At 56.8% G+C, this 13,812-nt stretch carries 14 protein-coding genes and 1 pseudogene; 9 read left to right on the top strand and 6 right to left on the bottom strand.

What is annotated here, in order from left to right:
- Positions 1–346: pseudogene (locus ACUCV3_RS26920) on the top strand (hypothetical protein); the annotation flags it as partial.
- Positions 347–532: 186 nt separating this feature from the next.
- On the opposite strand, the gene ACUCV3_RS26915 reads toward ACUCV3_RS26920, so the two are convergent.
- The 4 genes from ACUCV3_RS26915 to ACUCV3_RS26900 form a co-directional block, all read right to left on the bottom strand.
- Positions 533–811: a hypothetical protein gene (locus ACUCV3_RS26915; RefSeq protein ID WP_048939478.1), complete on the bottom strand. Its 279-nt coding sequence runs from the start codon at positions 809–811 to the stop codon at positions 533–535.
- A gap of 184 nt (positions 812–995) precedes the next feature.
- Positions 996–1,787 (bottom strand): ThuA domain-containing protein, encoded by a 792-nt coding sequence (locus tag ACUCV3_RS26910; RefSeq protein WP_313337172.1) that lies wholly within the window; start codon positions 1,785–1,787, stop codon positions 996–998.
- A gap of 52 nt (positions 1,788–1,839) precedes the next feature.
- Complete coding sequence (locus ACUCV3_RS26905; RefSeq protein ID WP_482241445.1) at positions 1,840–3,516, bottom strand: GMC oxidoreductase; 1,677 nt, start codon at positions 3,514–3,516, stop codon at positions 1,840–1,842.
- Positions 3,517–3,581: 65 nt separating this feature from the next.
- The gene (locus tag ACUCV3_RS26900) at positions 3,582–4,136 is read right to left on the bottom strand and encodes a gluconate 2-dehydrogenase subunit 3 family protein (protein ID WP_482241444.1); all 555 of its coding nucleotides are present in this window, start codon (positions 4,134–4,136) and stop codon (positions 3,582–3,584) included.
- 416 nt (positions 4,137–4,552) lie between these two features.
- Here ACUCV3_RS26900 and ACUCV3_RS26895 point away from each other — a divergent pair, with 416 nt between their 5' ends.
- A complete protein-coding gene (locus ACUCV3_RS26895; protein WP_168708704.1) occupies positions 4,553–5,347 on the top strand; it encodes a DUF1206 domain-containing protein in 795 nt (264 codons plus the stop codon).
- A 301-nt stretch (positions 5,348–5,648) separates the two neighbouring features.
- Here ACUCV3_RS26895 and ACUCV3_RS26890 read toward each other — a convergent pair whose 3' ends face one another.
- Complete coding sequence (locus ACUCV3_RS26890) at positions 5,649–5,846, bottom strand: hypothetical protein (RefSeq protein ID WP_136186910.1); 198 nt, start codon at positions 5,844–5,846, stop codon at positions 5,649–5,651.
- Between the two features lie 178 nt (positions 5,847–6,024).
- Between ACUCV3_RS26890 and ACUCV3_RS26885 the strand changes: the two genes are divergently transcribed.
- The gene (locus ACUCV3_RS26885; protein ID WP_482241446.1) at positions 6,025–7,095 is read left to right on the top strand and encodes an acyltransferase family protein; all 1,071 of its coding nucleotides are present in this window, start codon (positions 6,025–6,027) and stop codon (positions 7,093–7,095) included.
- Positions 7,096–7,466: 371 nt separating this feature from the next.
- Here the strand turns inward: ACUCV3_RS26885 and ACUCV3_RS26880 are convergent, their stop codons facing one another.
- Entirely contained in the window at positions 7,467–8,201 is a 735-nt protein-coding gene (locus ACUCV3_RS26880; protein WP_482241443.1) for an SDR family NAD(P)-dependent oxidoreductase, read from the bottom strand.
- Positions 8,202–8,284: 83 nt separating this feature from the next.
- Here ACUCV3_RS26880 and ACUCV3_RS26875 point away from each other — a divergent pair, with 83 nt between their 5' ends.
- The 6 genes from ACUCV3_RS26875 to ACUCV3_RS26850 all read left to right on the top strand — a co-directional run bounded on the left by ACUCV3_RS26875 (position 8,285) and on the right by ACUCV3_RS26850 (position 13,747).
- Positions 8,285–8,704 (top strand): winged helix-turn-helix transcriptional regulator, encoded by a 420-nt coding sequence (locus tag ACUCV3_RS26875; protein WP_346427721.1) that lies wholly within the window; start codon positions 8,285–8,287, stop codon positions 8,702–8,704.
- Between the two features lie 55 nt (positions 8,705–8,759).
- Positions 8,760–9,536: an SDR family NAD(P)-dependent oxidoreductase gene (locus ACUCV3_RS26870; protein ID WP_048939471.1), complete on the top strand. Its 777-nt coding sequence runs from the start codon at positions 8,760–8,762 to the stop codon at positions 9,534–9,536.
- A gap of 263 nt (positions 9,537–9,799) precedes the next feature.
- Positions 9,800–11,686 (top strand): molecular chaperone HtpG, encoded by a 1,887-nt coding sequence (htpG, locus tag ACUCV3_RS26865; RefSeq protein WP_122927977.1) that lies wholly within the window; start codon positions 9,800–9,802, stop codon positions 11,684–11,686.
- A 242-nt stretch (positions 11,687–11,928) separates the two neighbouring features.
- The gene (locus ACUCV3_RS26860) at positions 11,929–12,405 is read left to right on the top strand and encodes an excalibur calcium-binding domain-containing protein (protein WP_482241442.1); all 477 of its coding nucleotides are present in this window, start codon (positions 11,929–11,931) and stop codon (positions 12,403–12,405) included.
- 148 nt (positions 12,406–12,553) lie between these two features.
- Positions 12,554–13,042 carry a Ros/MucR family transcriptional regulator gene (locus ACUCV3_RS26855; protein WP_482241441.1) on the top strand — a complete coding sequence of 163 codons (489 nt, stop codon included), beginning with the start codon at positions 12,554–12,556 and terminating at the stop codon, positions 13,040–13,042.
- A 501-nt stretch (positions 13,043–13,543) separates the two neighbouring features.
- On the top strand, positions 13,544–13,747 hold the full coding sequence (locus ACUCV3_RS26850) for a hypothetical protein (protein ID WP_313337164.1): 204 nt from the start codon (positions 13,544–13,546) through the stop codon (positions 13,745–13,747).
- Positions 13,748–13,812: the final 65 nt, after the last annotated feature.

Raw genomic sequence — 13,812 nt, 5'->3', positions numbered from 1 at the left:
CACCACGTTGTCGAGCATTGCCTCGACCAGCAGCTTCTTCAGCCGGCTGTTCTCTTCCTCCATCCGGGTCGAGGATGCGGTGGGTTTTGCCGAGAAGATCGCCCGGGACGAAGGCATTCTGGATCAATGGAACAAGGTGCGCGCGACGGGCAAGGAAGGCTTTGTCGAACTGCCGCGGGAAATCCCGGTTCGCCTGCTTTATTCAACAATATTGTTCGACAATAAAGGGGCGCCGGTGATCCGGGCAGACCCTTATGGTTGGAATGAGCGAGTGGCAAAGGCGCTTGGCTTTGGCCAGCGTAAGGGTTCCCGCCTTCGGGCCGGCGGCGATGATGTCGGGCCCTGATGAGCGCGTGATGAGCTGGCGGGGACATCGCTACGAGTGCGGAAGAGCCTATGTAGGCCGTCAGAATTCAGGATCAAAAAAATCCCCACTATGTAAAGTGGGGACATATTTTAGAAAATATTATCTCCGTTTCATTACGAATATCGCAAAAGATATCGATCTGAAATTCGTAGCATGGATCTGGCTCTATTTTTCGCCATTATCCTTGACGCCGACGGTCGGAACTTCGATTTGTTCCTTCTTGGTGCCGACCACGACTTCCTTGGAATCTACATCAACCTTCGGGAGTTCGCCGCCCTTGACGCTGACTTCCGGCATATCCCCTCCCTTTACGTCCGCAGACCAGAAGCCGGTCGCGAACAGGATGCCCGCGATCACTAGGGCGGCTATCACAAGAATTGCGATGGTGCGTCCCGGCCCCTTCTTTTCGATCACCACATGATCATTATACCTGTTGTCAACCATCCCGTCCTCCTAAATGTTGGTAGCATTGGGAACGAGGTCGGACAGAATCTGTTCCGATTGAGAAATATTCTTAATTGGAAACATGAAAACTTGCGACCCGTATTGGCAGACACACTCACTCGGTATGGAGTGGACTTAAGCCCACATGACGCTAGTGGTCTCAGCGCTAATCAAATTTCTCGTTTTACCGACCGAATTTTCCAGCCCAGTGGATCGCGTTCGTAAGGATGCGGCGATAATTTGGATCGTCGTAGCTTTCCGGCAAATGTCCGAGCGCCGAGTAGACGACACGCCCCTTGGTGGCTGGATTGGTCCAAATCACCGGATGCGATCCCATCGTCAGCTTGGCGCCGGGGTGGTAGCTCGCCTCGTCGATCCGGGCGAGTATCGCCATGCCCTGCATTTTCGGGTTCGCATCGAAGGAATACCATTCATCGACGGGCGCCCAAGGCATGGTCACGCCAGCCATGACGGGATGCCGTGGTTGGTCGACGATGACTTGCGCGGATTGAAACTGATCCTCGCCTCCGGGATGCCCGATGAATTTGGTGCCGATGATCGTTCCGGTATACCAGGGCGCCTTGTGGCTGTTGTCTCCGGCCGCGTGCAGCGCCACCACGCCACCGCCGCGCGCGACGAAGCGCGCAAAGGCTGATCGCTGCGCCTCGGTCAGGAAATCACCGCTCGCACTGTTGAGAATGATGACGGAAAAATGCCGCAGTTGTTCGTCGTTGAAGATTGCCGCATTTTCGGTGGTGTAGCTGGCATGTCCCAGATTGGCAGCAATATCAGCCAGGACCATGTTGGAATGAGGTATATGCTCAATATGCCGCCAGCCATTGGTCTTGGACAGGATGAGCACCGCATGCTTCAGGTTTTTCGGAAGAGTCGGGGCGGCAGTGTCATAGGTGGGCGCAGGCAGATGAGGGTTGGGCGCCGCCTGTGCCATGGCCAATAGCGCGATGGTCGCGAACATCCTGTACATCGTCTCTCCTTTGGCGCGCTGGCCCATGACGCTGCTTGTCGGGTCAGATTACCCCAGCCTGCATCTGCTTGACCGCCTGATCGGCAGCTCGGGCGGTCATAGCCATGAAGGTCAGCGACGGATTGACGCAGGACACAGAGGCCATTTGCGCCCCATCGGTGATGAACAAATTGGCGGCGTCATGCGCCTGATTCCATTTGTTCAGGACCGACGTGGCGGGATCATGCCCCATTCGGGCGCCGCCCATTTCATGGATCGCCTCGCCTGGCACATGCTTGCCGCGACCGCCGGTCACGTTCGTAAGCCCCGCTTGGCGCAGCATCAGCATGCCCTGTTCCAGCGCATCGTCCATCATCCTGATTTCATTGTCGCGGAAACGGACGTCGAAGCGCAACAGCGGCGTGCCGAAGCGATCGGTCTTGCTGTAATTCAGCATGACGCGATTATCCTCATAGGGCAGGCATTCCCCAAAGGCGCCCATGGTAAAGCGCCACGGCCCATATTCGCGCATCCCGTGCTTCATGGACAGGCCAAAGCCTTCGGGCGCGGACGCCTGGCGGCCGGCGCCGCCCTGGAAGCCGTAGCCGCGCTTGAAGGGCAGATCCTCCGCTTCCAGATTGCGGAAGCGCGGCACATAGACGCCGCCGGGCCGTCGGCCATATTCGACAAATTCGCTCATGCCCGGAATGTCGCCCGACACGCCGACACGGAAGATATGATCCATCACCGCGCTGCCGAGCGCACCGTTGGAATGGAAATAGCTGCGTTCGCTGCCTGCTGGACGGGAGTTGAGCAGGATGTGGAGCGAACTCATCGCTGATGCGCACAGAAAGACCATGCGGGCCTGAACGACCTCCACCTGGCCAGTATTGGCGTCGACCATCCGAACGCCGGTGACGCGCTTTCGGGTCGGGTCATATTCCAGGTTCGTGACCCAATTGTCCGCACGCAGCGTCAGCCGACCCGTAGCGCGGGCGGCGGGCAGTGTGACGGCCTGCGTCGAGAAATAGGCGCCGAAACTGCAGCCGCGGTCGCATTGTGCCCGCTTCTGACAGCGGGTGCGATTCTGCTCGGGCTTATCTTCTGTGATGTTGCTGAGGCGGGCGTTGATCAGCTTGCGTCCGGGAAATTCGCTTTCTAGCCGTTCCTTCAGCCATTTTTCGGCGACGTTCATCGGAAAGGGCGGCATGAATTCACTGTCGGGAAGATAAGGCAGATTTTCCCGGGCACCCGAAACGCCGATATAATTTTCGACATAGCTGTACCAGGGCGCGACATCGTCATAGCGGATGGGCCAGTCGGTCCCCACGCCCTCCTTCTTGTTGGCCTCGAAATCGGCTTGGCTCCAGCGGAAGCTCCAGCGCCCCCAGGTCAGCGACTTGCCGCCGACCACTGATGGGCGGACCCAGTTGAACTTGTTGGGCGCGTCATAGTCGTAGGGGTTGAGCCGGTCGTTGATGAAGAAGGGCTGGGTGGCGGGCGAGACCCAGCCGTTGAGCGCGAAATAATCGCTCTTGGCAAGGGCAGCCGGCATCCTGCCACGCGCGGGAATGTCATAGGCCGACTTGCCGTCGAAGGGATAATCTTCCCCATGTTCGACCATGCGACCGCGATCGACCATAAGGACGCGCAGCCCCTTTTCCGTAAGCTCCTTTGCGGCCCAGCCGCCGCTGACGCCCGAACCAATGACGATAGCGTCGAAACGATCTGTTGCTGCCATGATTTTGCCCTTCCGATAAGCGTGTCGGAAATGAATGGATCCAGGATCGAAGGCGATTGCCCGCCCTATGAGGAGAAGATCCGCTTGACCTTCGCATAGGGGTAGGCCCCGTCATATTCGCCGGGGACGGGCAGATATTCGCGTTCCTGCGTGATGCCGATTTCGGACGTGTAATAGCCGGTGATGACAAGCTGGCGGAACGCCTCGAAAAAGGGAGTTCCACCTGGCAGTTCGCCGTTCATCGCAAGGGTCAGCAATGCGTCCTGCTGCGCGGCCGAGGCTTTTACGGCCGGCTTTTTATAATCGGCCATGCTGCGGGCATCGATCGCGGCCAGGCCGTCGAAGATCGTTGCCCGTTCATCGGTGATCGCCCAGTCGCCCAGCATATGTTCGATATATTCGGGCACGCCTGCAGCAATGGCGCCGGGCGTATCGGATGTCGGCAGGATGCGTTCGCTCAGCGCCGTGACCAGCGCTCTTTGTGCGGGCGTGAACATGATCTCGGGCGCGCCGGTATTGATGACCGGGTTAGGCTGGTAGGCGATGGCCCGTGCAAGCGGGGCGAAGATGTTCGCGCCCAGCACGCCGACGATGGACGCGAGCGCTGCTCTGCGGTCCATTAACGCCCACCATCATGAAGGTCGCCGGCCGGGCGGGATATCTCAAGATGAGATATCGATACTGAAGCCGCAGAGGTGAAAAGCGGTAGCGCTATCATTTTAGCGCAATTCACAGACGCACAAGAGTGTCTCTTGGTCATTTTCCTCGCCCATTTATATTTTTAATCGCGCAAAATATGCACGAAAGGACATAGTAGTCAATGGGGTCAGCCGCGATGACATATGGTGTGGTTAGCGCTATCAATGTTGTCGCGGTTCGCCGGAAGATTTTCAGGGTAAGCGGTATGTGATCGATGCGGGCCTGTGCTCAGCCGCCGAAGCTCTAGGTTGATGCGAGATGACTGTTTCGAGGGAACAGGTGCAGGCGTCGGAAGGTTGGCGGTTCTTTGGAGGGCTGCATGAGATATAGTGACCGTATGACGTTGTTCGCGCGCCTCGGTTTCGCTGCACGCGGTCTTGTGTACATCATCATTGGATGGCTCGCGCTCGACGTCGCATTGCACGGTGGCGAAACAACCGACAATCAGGGTGCTTTAGGCACTTTGGCTGACGCACCGCTTGGTCATGTCCTATTGTCGTTTTGTGCGGTTGGATTTGCTGGATATGCGGTCTGGCGGCTTACAGAGGCAGTCATCGACCCTGAGCGCCGCAGTCGAACCGTGAAAGGACAGTTTGAAAGACTTGGCTATGGCTTAAGTGGTGTGTCTCATATCATGCTGGCGACCGCCGCAGGCAAAATCGCTCTTGCGCAAGCGAGCAGAGAGCATGGAAGTCCTGGAGATGAAAGCGCGCAAGGTTGGTCGGCATGGCTTCTGGAGCAACCGGGAGGTGTGTTCATGCTTATTCTGGTCGGCGTCCTCCTGCTTATCGTCGCGATTGCCCAAGCGCTCAAGGCGTATAAGGCGCGGTTTGACGATCTCAGCGGCGACGTGCCGGCTCCCGACTATGTTCGGTGGATAGGACGTATTGGATATGCAGCCCGTGCGCTGGTGTTCTCCCTCATCGGCTGGTTCATTATATCTGCGGCGTTGAACCATGACCCCGATCGCGCCGGGGGGCTTGGGGAGGCGCTGCGGCAGCTACGGGCGCAGGATGAAGGGACGCTTATTTTAAGCGTGGTCGCTTGCGGGCTGGGGCTGTTTGGGTTGTTCAGTCTGATCGAGGCGCGATATCGAAGAATGAAGGTAGTAACGCCCCAATTTCTGCGGTGACGCCGCGCAAGATGCAAAATGAGTTTGGGGATCAGCTTACAAATCTTCGCTTGGTGCTGCTTTAGATGGGTCCGAAGATCTTGATCCTTCGCGCTATAGTGGCGTCTTGAGTTGCTCGGATGGAAATGCTGTCCTCATCAGACGTCATGAACTTGGGACGCAGACATAGAGTGCAATATGCTATCCATGAGGCAGGCGTCCTTCGCAGTAGGACGCATTAAGCGAGGTTATGTGCGGGTCGTCGGTGCGATGATATCGTCTCATATTTATGCTGAAAATCAGCGCCATAGCAGGCGGCCTATCACCGCGCCTTTCTGCTTTCGGCGAGCTTGAGCGCGGCGAACAACATAAGGCCTGCCGCAGCCAGTCCAGCACTTCCTCGGCCAGCGATTATAATGATCGAATCTGCCGCCGGACGCGCAAATGCAGCAAGTGCGATCCCGAGAACGAACAGCAGGGCGCTGATCGCCCAGAGGCAATGAACAATCCGCTTTTCCATTCTAATTTCCTCTGTATTATGTGCATCATACACATATGCCCGTCTTTGTTCAATGATCACGAACGATGGGGATCATGGCCTACAAGAATACGCCCAACATGGTTTGCATGCACATGAAGTCCGAAATGACGCACGTATCGAGAAACCGCGGCATTGATGTCGTTCGCGTGCTTATGACATTGTTCGCGTGCTTATGACATTGCTGGTCATATTTCACCATGCCGCGATTGGTTACGGAGGATCTGGTGGCTGGTTTTGGAGGGAGCAACCCAACGCTTCAAGCAGCCTGCTTGTCATGTTCAATGCAATCAATCAGTCCTACTTCATGGGCGTTTTCTTTCTGCTCGCAGGTTATTACACGCCAAAATCCTACGTACGCAAAGGGACGGCGAAATTCTTGATGGATCGTCTGCTACGCTTGGGGTTGCCGTTGCTTACGTTCTTTTTCATCCTCTATCCATTCACGGTCGCTATTGCCCAGGCCGGGCAGGGGCGTCCACTCATCAAATTGTGGTGGGATTTGATCATAGCCGGAAAATTCGGACCAGGGCCGCTCTGGTTTGCTATTGCCCTACTCATATTCGCTATGTGCTATGCGATTTGGCAGACTTGCCGTCGCCGCGCGGGATGGTCTGCCGTGTCAGTGGATGCTCTGCCTGCGATGCCCGCTTTGGCGTTGATCGCCTTGGGCCTTGGCCTGCTCTCGTTCATCGTACGACTGGTCATGCCGGTCGGTAGGGAATTCCTATGGCTTCAGCTCGGCTATTTCAGCTGCTACGCTTTCTTTTACATTGCAGGTTGCGCAGCGGCACGGAGCGGGCTTCTTGAGCGTATCACATTGCGGGATGCTGCGGGCTGGCTGATTGTTTCGATTCTCGCAATCTCCACGTTGCCGCTCATGCTAATGATACGTGGGCGGTTGGGGGGATTTGAGGGAGGATGGAACATCAATGCATTCTATTACGCAATTTGGGATCCAGCGGTCGCGTTCGGGGTGATCCTGGGTTTGCTGGCTGTTGCGCAGCGATGGGGGAGGAATTCCACGCAAATTGTGTCGAGGCTCGGATCGACGGCTTTTGGCGCATTCATCCTGCATCCGCCCGTCCTGGTCGCGCTAAGCGTTCTGGCCATGCCGTGGGCAGCGGCGCCAGTGCTGAAATTCATTGTCATCGGCTGCGCAGCGTGCGTTGCCTCGTTCGCGTTATCAGCAGCAATAAAAAGTTTGCCAGGTGTCAGCAAAATTATCTGACCGATAATTTATATTGATATGTAAATATATCTCTTACTTATGCTGAACCAGGTGATTAAATTAAAATAATTAAGCTCAGTAAGATCGTAAATTTGTTACAAACTTGCAATTATAGTTGCTATTTACATTTGTGCGACGTTAATAGCTTTAATTGACATTATTCATTTTGTTACATATTGGTGGAAGGGTTTTTTGAATAACTGATATGAGATTTCGTGCCGGTAAGATTTTGGAGAAGGTGCTACATGCCGCACAGCGCATGCCATCCTTCATAATGTAGGTAGACGAGCAGTCTGAGCATCATCCAATTATCAGCGACATGGCGCCAGCTTGCCCTGAAGCAAGCCGGCGCGAGACGAACGGTATGCAGCCTAGATTTGCGCCAGCCCGCCATCAGTGAATAGCTCGCTTCCGGTCATGAAGCTGCTGTCAGATGAGGCCAGGAAGGCGGCCGCCGCCGCCACTTCGGATGGATCACCAACATGACCGATCGGGGTGGTTGCCCCCATTTCGATCATTGCCTCCCTGCCGACGACCTCGGCCGCCAGCTCGGTCAGCGTTGGCCCGGGCGATAGCACATTGACGCGGATTCCCGTGCCCCGCAGATCCTGCGCCCAACTGCGCGCAAGATTGCGCACGGCAGCCTTGGAGGCGCTGTAAATACTGAAGGCCGGTGTCCCCATCACACCCGTGGTTGACCCGGTCAGAATGATCGAGCCGCCTGTGTCCATGAGCTTCAGTCCCTTTTGCACTGTGAAGATCGTGCCCTTCACGTTGACGTCGAAGGTTTCGGCATAATGGTCGGCAGTAATGTCCGTCAGCGGCACCAGCGCGCCGGTTCCTGCATTGGCAAAGAGAATGTCTAACGATCCGCGTTCTCCCTTCACCGTCTCGAACAAGCGATGGAGATCGGCAGGATCGGCAACCGAACCCGCCACTGCGCGGGCATTTGCCCCTAGTTCGCTTAGGGCAGCATCGAGTTTTTCCTGTCGACGCCCGAAAATGTAGACGAACGCGCCCTCCGCAATGAAACGCCTGGCCGAAGCCAGACCAATGCCCGTACCGCCACCTGTTATGATGGCGGTCTTGCCTTGCAGTCTATTCATGGATGCCTCCAAATCTAAGGTTGCACGTAGCTGGAGGCGCATATACCTATAGGCAAGTATGCACCTTTTGGTAAGTATCGAAAATGTCTGAAGAGCCCAAATCCCTGGCTGTCTCTCCAATGCTCGGAGGGGGCTGTTCGGCCGGAACCGTCGCTCCCAATTTCACTTGCGGCCTCGACGCAACGCTCAAAGTCATTGCCGGCAAATGGAAGCCATTGATCCTCTATTTCCTGCTCCAGGGCCCCAATCGCTACGGCGCGCTCAAACGCGCGATCCGCGACGTGAGCGACAAGGTGCTGATCCAGCAGTTGAAGGAACTGGAGGCAGATGGGATCCTGCTGCGCACCGATTACAAGGAAGTGCCGCCGCGCGTTGACTATACGCTGACGCCCCTCGGCCAAAGCCTCGCTCAGGCGCTCGAGCCTTTATGCAGCTGGGGCACCGAGAATATGGTGGAAATGCAGAGGATCTTCGCCGAACGCGAAGGTTGGCAGCGTAGATAGACCCGATGCGTTTTGGCCCTCTGGGCGCTGGCCATGCGCCGAGCAAGGAGTCGATATGGCGAGAATTTTCATCACTGGCAGTTCGACCGGCCTTGGGCTGGCCGCTGCGCAGTCGTTGCTTGCCGGCGGACATGATGTCGTTCTCCACGCCCGCAATGCCGAACGGGCTGCGGCTCTGGCAGCGCAAATGCCGCAAGCTTTGGCAATAGTGACCGGCGATCTCAGCCTGCTGTCGGAAACACGAGATTTGGCCGATGCGGTGAATGCAATCGGTCGCATGGACGCAGTGATCCACAATGCCGCACTATATGGCGCGAGTGGCAGCGGTCGGACGGCGGAAGGCCACAGTGTTATGACCGCGGTCAATCTGCTGGCGCCTTATGTCCTGACCGCCTGCATCGAACGGCCCGAGCGCCTTGTCTACATGAGCAGCGGGCTTCACCGGGGCGGCAATGCCGGTCTGGATGATCTCGACTGGACCCGGCGTCGCTGGCACCCGGAACAGGCCTACGCCGATAGCAAGCTTCAAATCGTCGCGTTTGCTATGGCGATGACACGGCGATGGCCTGACGTGCTGAGTAACGCCGTCGATCCAGGCTGGGTGCGCACACGCATGGGCGGCGCGTCCGCGCCGGTCGACATCGCGACCGGACAGGCGACGCAGAGCTGGCTCGCCGCAAGCAACGATAAGGCAGCGCAGACCAGCGGCGGCTATTGGCATGCCATGCGACGCGAAGAGCCGGCAGTTCCCGCAGCCAGCGCCGATCATGGAGATTGCCTGCTCACGGCGCTGCAAGCGCTCACTGGCGTGTCGATCGGGCAAAATGGGTGATGCTCGGGCGAAGGATTTTTCAGTCCAATGCTCTGGCACTTCTACGCAAGCCGTTGGTCGGCTTGCACGAATAACCGCATTGCGCTGCGTCAAGCGACATGCGCCTTAGGCGAATGGCTGGGCTGGAGCTTCAGCTGCCCATCCAAACGAGAATCTACCATTTTCAAATGCGCGACCCATGCTTTCCTTGCCCCGCCTCTTGAACGACAAAACCGTTCGATCCATCTGTCGCCCGCAATTCTAGGATGCGAGCCAGAGAGACGATGACAATGGACACCGTTACCGCCCCTGAAACACGGGCCTTCGAGGCAGATGTTTCCAAGCTCCTGCACATGATGGTCCACTCGGTCTATTCCGACCGTGAGGTTTTCCTGCGCGAACTGATATCCAATGCCGCGGACGCTTGCGAAAAGCTGCGCTATGAGGCGATTTCCAGCCCGATACTGCTTGGGGATGATCCTCAATTGCGCATCACGCTTAGGCTGGACAAGGAAGCCGGCACTCTCGTGATCGAGGATAATGGCATCGGCATGACTGCTGCGGATATGGGTGAAACACTGGGCACTATTGCGCGGTCGGGCACCAAGGCCTTCATGGACAAGCTTGCTGCGGACAAAAATGGCGAAGGGCAGCAACTGATCGGCCAGTTTGGCGTCGGCTTTTATTCTGCATTCATGGTGGCGGGTAAGGTCGAGGTTACTTCTCGCCGGGCGGGAGAGCCTGATGCAGCCATCTGGTCCTCCGATGGGTTGGGCACTTACACGATTGCGCCGGCCGAACCTGGCGCCGCGCCTGCACGCGGAACGCGCGTCACGTTGCACCTGCTCGACGATGCCAAAGTTTACACCGAGCGCTTCACCGTGGAGCGGGTTGTCAAGGCGCAATCAGGCCATGTCCCCATTCCGATCTTTCTTAAGGAAGCCGGCAGCGAAGATGAGCCAAAGCAGGTCGCCGATGGCCTGGCGCTGTGGACCAAGGCGAAGTCCGACATCAGCGAGGAAGATTATGCTGACTTCTATCGAAGTGTCGCAGGTCAGTTCGACAAGCCGGCGCTGACGCTGCATTATCGTGCTGAAGGGCGTCATGAATATTCGGTTCTGACCTTCATCCCCGAAACCAAGCCGTTCGATCTATTCGACGCGGACCGCAAGGGCCGCATCAAGCTCTATGTGCGCCGCGTATTCATCACGGACGAAGCGGAAATATTACCGCGATACCTACGTTTCGTTCGCGGTTTGGTCGATTCCGCCGATCTGCCTCTCAACATGTCGCGCGAGATGATCCAAGACAGCCCGGTTCTGTCTGCCATCCAAAAGGGTGTGGGCAACCGCATACTTTCCGACCTGGAGAAACTTTCAGTAAGTGAACCTGAGCGATATGCCGCGATCTGGGAAAATTTCGGACCGGTCTTAAAGGAAGGCCTTTACGAAGACTTTGATCGCCGCGAAACATTGTTGGGTCTGGCTCGGTTCAAGAGTACGACTTCCGACGGCGCATGGCGTTCGCTTGAGGACTATGTCAGTGCCCTGAAAGAAAATCAGACAGCGATTTACTATGCGACCGGCCATGATCTGGATCGGATCGCGCAGTCCCCGCAGCTCGAGGGTTTCAGGGCGCGCGGCATCGAGGTTCTGCTCCTCCCCGATCAGGTCGATAGTTTCTGGACGACGATGGGCGTCGATTATGAGGGTAAGCCCTTCAAGTCCGTCACGCAGGGGGCTGCTGACCTGAGTCTTATCCCCTTGGCCGACGGGAACGCCACCGCTGCCGCGCCCAGCGATGAAGCCAATAGTTTTATCGCTTTTGCAAAGGAGGCTCTGGCAGATCAGGTGTCAGATGTGCGCATTTCGGACCGATTGACGAGCAGCGCCGTCTGCATTGTCGCCGCAGACAATGCCATGGACCTTCAACTGGAAAAGATGTTGGCTTCGGCCGGCCGTGCGCCGGAGCGAGCTAAGCCCATTCTGGAGGTCAACGCCGGTCATGCGCTCATCACGAAACTGGGACAGGCCAATAGCGATGAAGAAGGACGAAGGGATCTGGCTTTCCTTCTGCTTGATGAGGCCCGAATTGCTGAAGGCGAAGCACCGACTGATCCGCGCGCGTTTGCCGAGCGGCTGGAGCGTTTGATGGCGAAGGCCTTGGGGTGATGTTGATGGGGAGCCTGAGGGCTCCCCTTCTTCAAGTTAAGGAGGCCGCGCAGATTCCGCTCAAGCCTGACGCTCAAAACCAGAGTCCGGATCGTTGGAGTGCGGGCCTTGCGTTTTTCAGGCCGTTTGCGGCCTATTCAATCCGTTCGCTGGCCGACCATCGGATGGCCGCTCCATGGGGTGGGGGGGGCATTCTGCCTCTGTTGAGCGGCCGACGAGGCAAATTTTGAATCATCGCGCTAATGAGCCAGCAACCGCTCCTTTACCTCCCTCGCCATCCTGTCGGAATGAAGCGGCACCATCATCGGCACGCCAAACATCATAGGCAAAAGGGAAGTCCCCTTTCGATCGCTATCATTGGTGTGGCGATCGTGATTGGTTCTTTCGGTGGAGTGGGCAGCTCTCCGCTGCCTTCCTCCTCATCGAGCCCCCCTATTGCTGAAGAGGATTCCCGGCGACCGCAGGGCTCGGTAGCTTCTCAGTCGTACATAAGTGCTACCGATGTGGGTGATCAGCAGTCATCGTCGCCTGCCGGCAGGACCGACCCGGAAAGGCGGTTTACCGCTTCAACTGATAGCCGATCTTCCTGGTCCTGTCGCAGATGCACCCAAGCAAGAGCGGATGGGGCTGCACCTGTTTATGCTGGTCAGCCAGGGTATGGCCCTCATCTGGATAGGGACGGTGATGGCATAGGCTGCGAGCCTTATCGGGGGCGTTAGCCAGCTTGCCAGAAGTTACAAAAAGAGAACCACAACAATCCATCTCATATTGATGATATCTTTCAGAAATTCATCGGTACTAGGGTGACATTCGGAATAGATGATCATAGATAGAGCATTCCGATAAATCTAAACGGGACGCATAGAAATGACTGAGCAGGCCGATAACAACGAGCTTATGATCACGCTCACCGCCGATATTGTTGCTGCGCATGTTAGCAATAATTCGGTATCGGTCGGTGACGTATCCAACCTTATCGCTAACGTGCATCGCGCGCTTGCGGGACTGTCTGTCCCTGCTGAGCCGACGCCGGAACCGTTGCTGCCCGCCGTTTCCATTCGTTCGTCTGTGAAGGCGGATTACATCGTCTGTCTTGAAGATGGCAGGAAGCTGAAGATGCTGAAGCGCCATCTGATGACCCATTACCAGATGACTCCAGACGATTATCGCGCCAAGTGGGGCCTTCCTTCCGATTATCCGATGACCGCACCCAATTATGCTGCCCAGCGAAAGGAGCTTGCTCACAAGATTGGCCTGGGGCGAAAGCCGGGCCAGGGCAAGAAGGCTGCAACGTCTAAGGCTGCTGCTCCCACGGGGCGAGCCAAGAGGGGCACCGAGGTAGCTGCTGCTGAATAATAAAACCGGAGCATGCCGCTTGGGGAGCCTCCATGCTCTTCGAGCAGCAAGGCGCCGATGCGCGCCGCTGATTGTCGCTCGTCAGACAGGGGAGTTGGCGAAAACGGGTGGGGAAGATGCCATCGCGAAGTGGCAAACCTTTATAGCCTATCTCGATCAGGCTGTCCGTATAGCCGATAGCGGACGCATTGATGCGCCGCCTTTACAAAATTGCAATCAAATCCGCCTTGCTGGTGGTCCTGTCAGTTTGATGCCTCGCCCAGAGTGTTCGCGATGCGATAGCCGGCCGGTAAGGCGGCTCTACAACAAGCTGCGCATTGTCGCTAACTCAGCACGCAGTTCCGGCTCTCTAAGTGCTGCCGGTCCGCTACACCCGAATGTATCCGCAAAATTCCCGGCTAGTTCGCTTAGGTGGATGCTGCCCAACATAAGGATCAGACGATAACAGCGGAACCTCAACCGGTGTCGTGCGCTCCTCTGGTCTCAACAAGGGAACAAGTTATGATCACGGAAATCATCGGTGCGCTCGTAGGATCCAAGCTGGACCAGCAGGACGGCGACAGCGGCGCGAAGGGAGCCGTCATCGGCTATTTCATGCCTCGAATTGTCGGTACGGTGGTAAAGGTCGGTCTGCTGGCCGCCGTTGGGTACGGCGTTGTGAAAGCTGTTCAAGGTGTCGCAGGAAATGGTGCAAAATACCGATAACTTGGCAACAGTGTATCGCTCAGCCACTCGTTGGCACGCGTTACCGATGCACCGAATGTGAAATA

The sequence above is a fragment of the Sphingobium sp. VMM genome (assembly GCF_056790315.1).
This window is presented reverse-complemented; position numbering and strand designations above follow the sequence as displayed.

Excerpts from the sequence above, each read along its gene's own strand:
- ACUCV3_RS26870 (WP_048939471.1), top strand. The coding sequence starts at position 8,760 with ATGGCGAGAATTTTCATCACTGGCAGTTCGACCGGCCTTGGGCTGGCC.
- ACUCV3_RS26910 (WP_313337172.1), bottom strand. The coding sequence starts at position 1,787 with ATGTTCGCGACCATCGCGCTATTGGCCATGGCACAGGCGGCGCCCAAC.
- ACUCV3_RS26875 (WP_346427721.1), top strand. The coding sequence starts at position 8,285 with ATGTCTGAAGAGCCCAAATCCCTGGCTGTCTCTCCAATGCTCGGAGGG.
- ACUCV3_RS26895 (WP_168708704.1), top strand. The coding sequence starts at position 4,553 with ATGACGTTGTTCGCGCGCCTCGGTTTCGCTGCACGCGGTCTTGTGTAC.
- ACUCV3_RS26890 (WP_136186910.1), bottom strand. The coding sequence starts at position 5,846 with ATGGAAAAGCGGATTGTTCATTGCCTCTGGGCGATCAGCGCCCTGCTG.
- ACUCV3_RS26905 (WP_482241445.1), bottom strand. The coding sequence starts at position 3,516 with ATGGCAGCAACAGATCGTTTCGACGCTATCGTCATTGGTTCGGGCGTC.
- ACUCV3_RS26880 (WP_482241443.1), bottom strand. The coding sequence starts at position 8,201 with ATGAATAGACTGCAAGGCAAGACCGCCATCATAACAGGTGGCGGTACG.
- ACUCV3_RS26860 (WP_482241442.1), top strand. The coding sequence starts at position 11,929 with ATGAGCCAGCAACCGCTCCTTTACCTCCCTCGCCATCCTGTCGGAATG.
- ACUCV3_RS26855 (WP_482241441.1), top strand. The coding sequence starts at position 12,554 with ATGACTGAGCAGGCCGATAACAACGAGCTTATGATCACGCTCACCGCC.
- ACUCV3_RS26850 (WP_313337164.1), top strand. The coding sequence starts at position 13,544 with ATGATCACGGAAATCATCGGTGCGCTCGTAGGATCCAAGCTGGACCAG.
- ACUCV3_RS26900 (WP_482241444.1), bottom strand. The coding sequence starts at position 4,136 with ATGGACCGCAGAGCAGCGCTCGCGTCCATCGTCGGCGTGCTGGGCGCG.
- ACUCV3_RS26915 (WP_048939478.1), bottom strand. The coding sequence starts at position 811 with ATGGTTGACAACAGGTATAATGATCATGTGGTGATCGAAAAGAAGGGG.
- htpG (WP_122927977.1), top strand. The coding sequence starts at position 9,800 with ATGACAATGGACACCGTTACCGCCCCTGAAACACGGGCCTTCGAGGCA.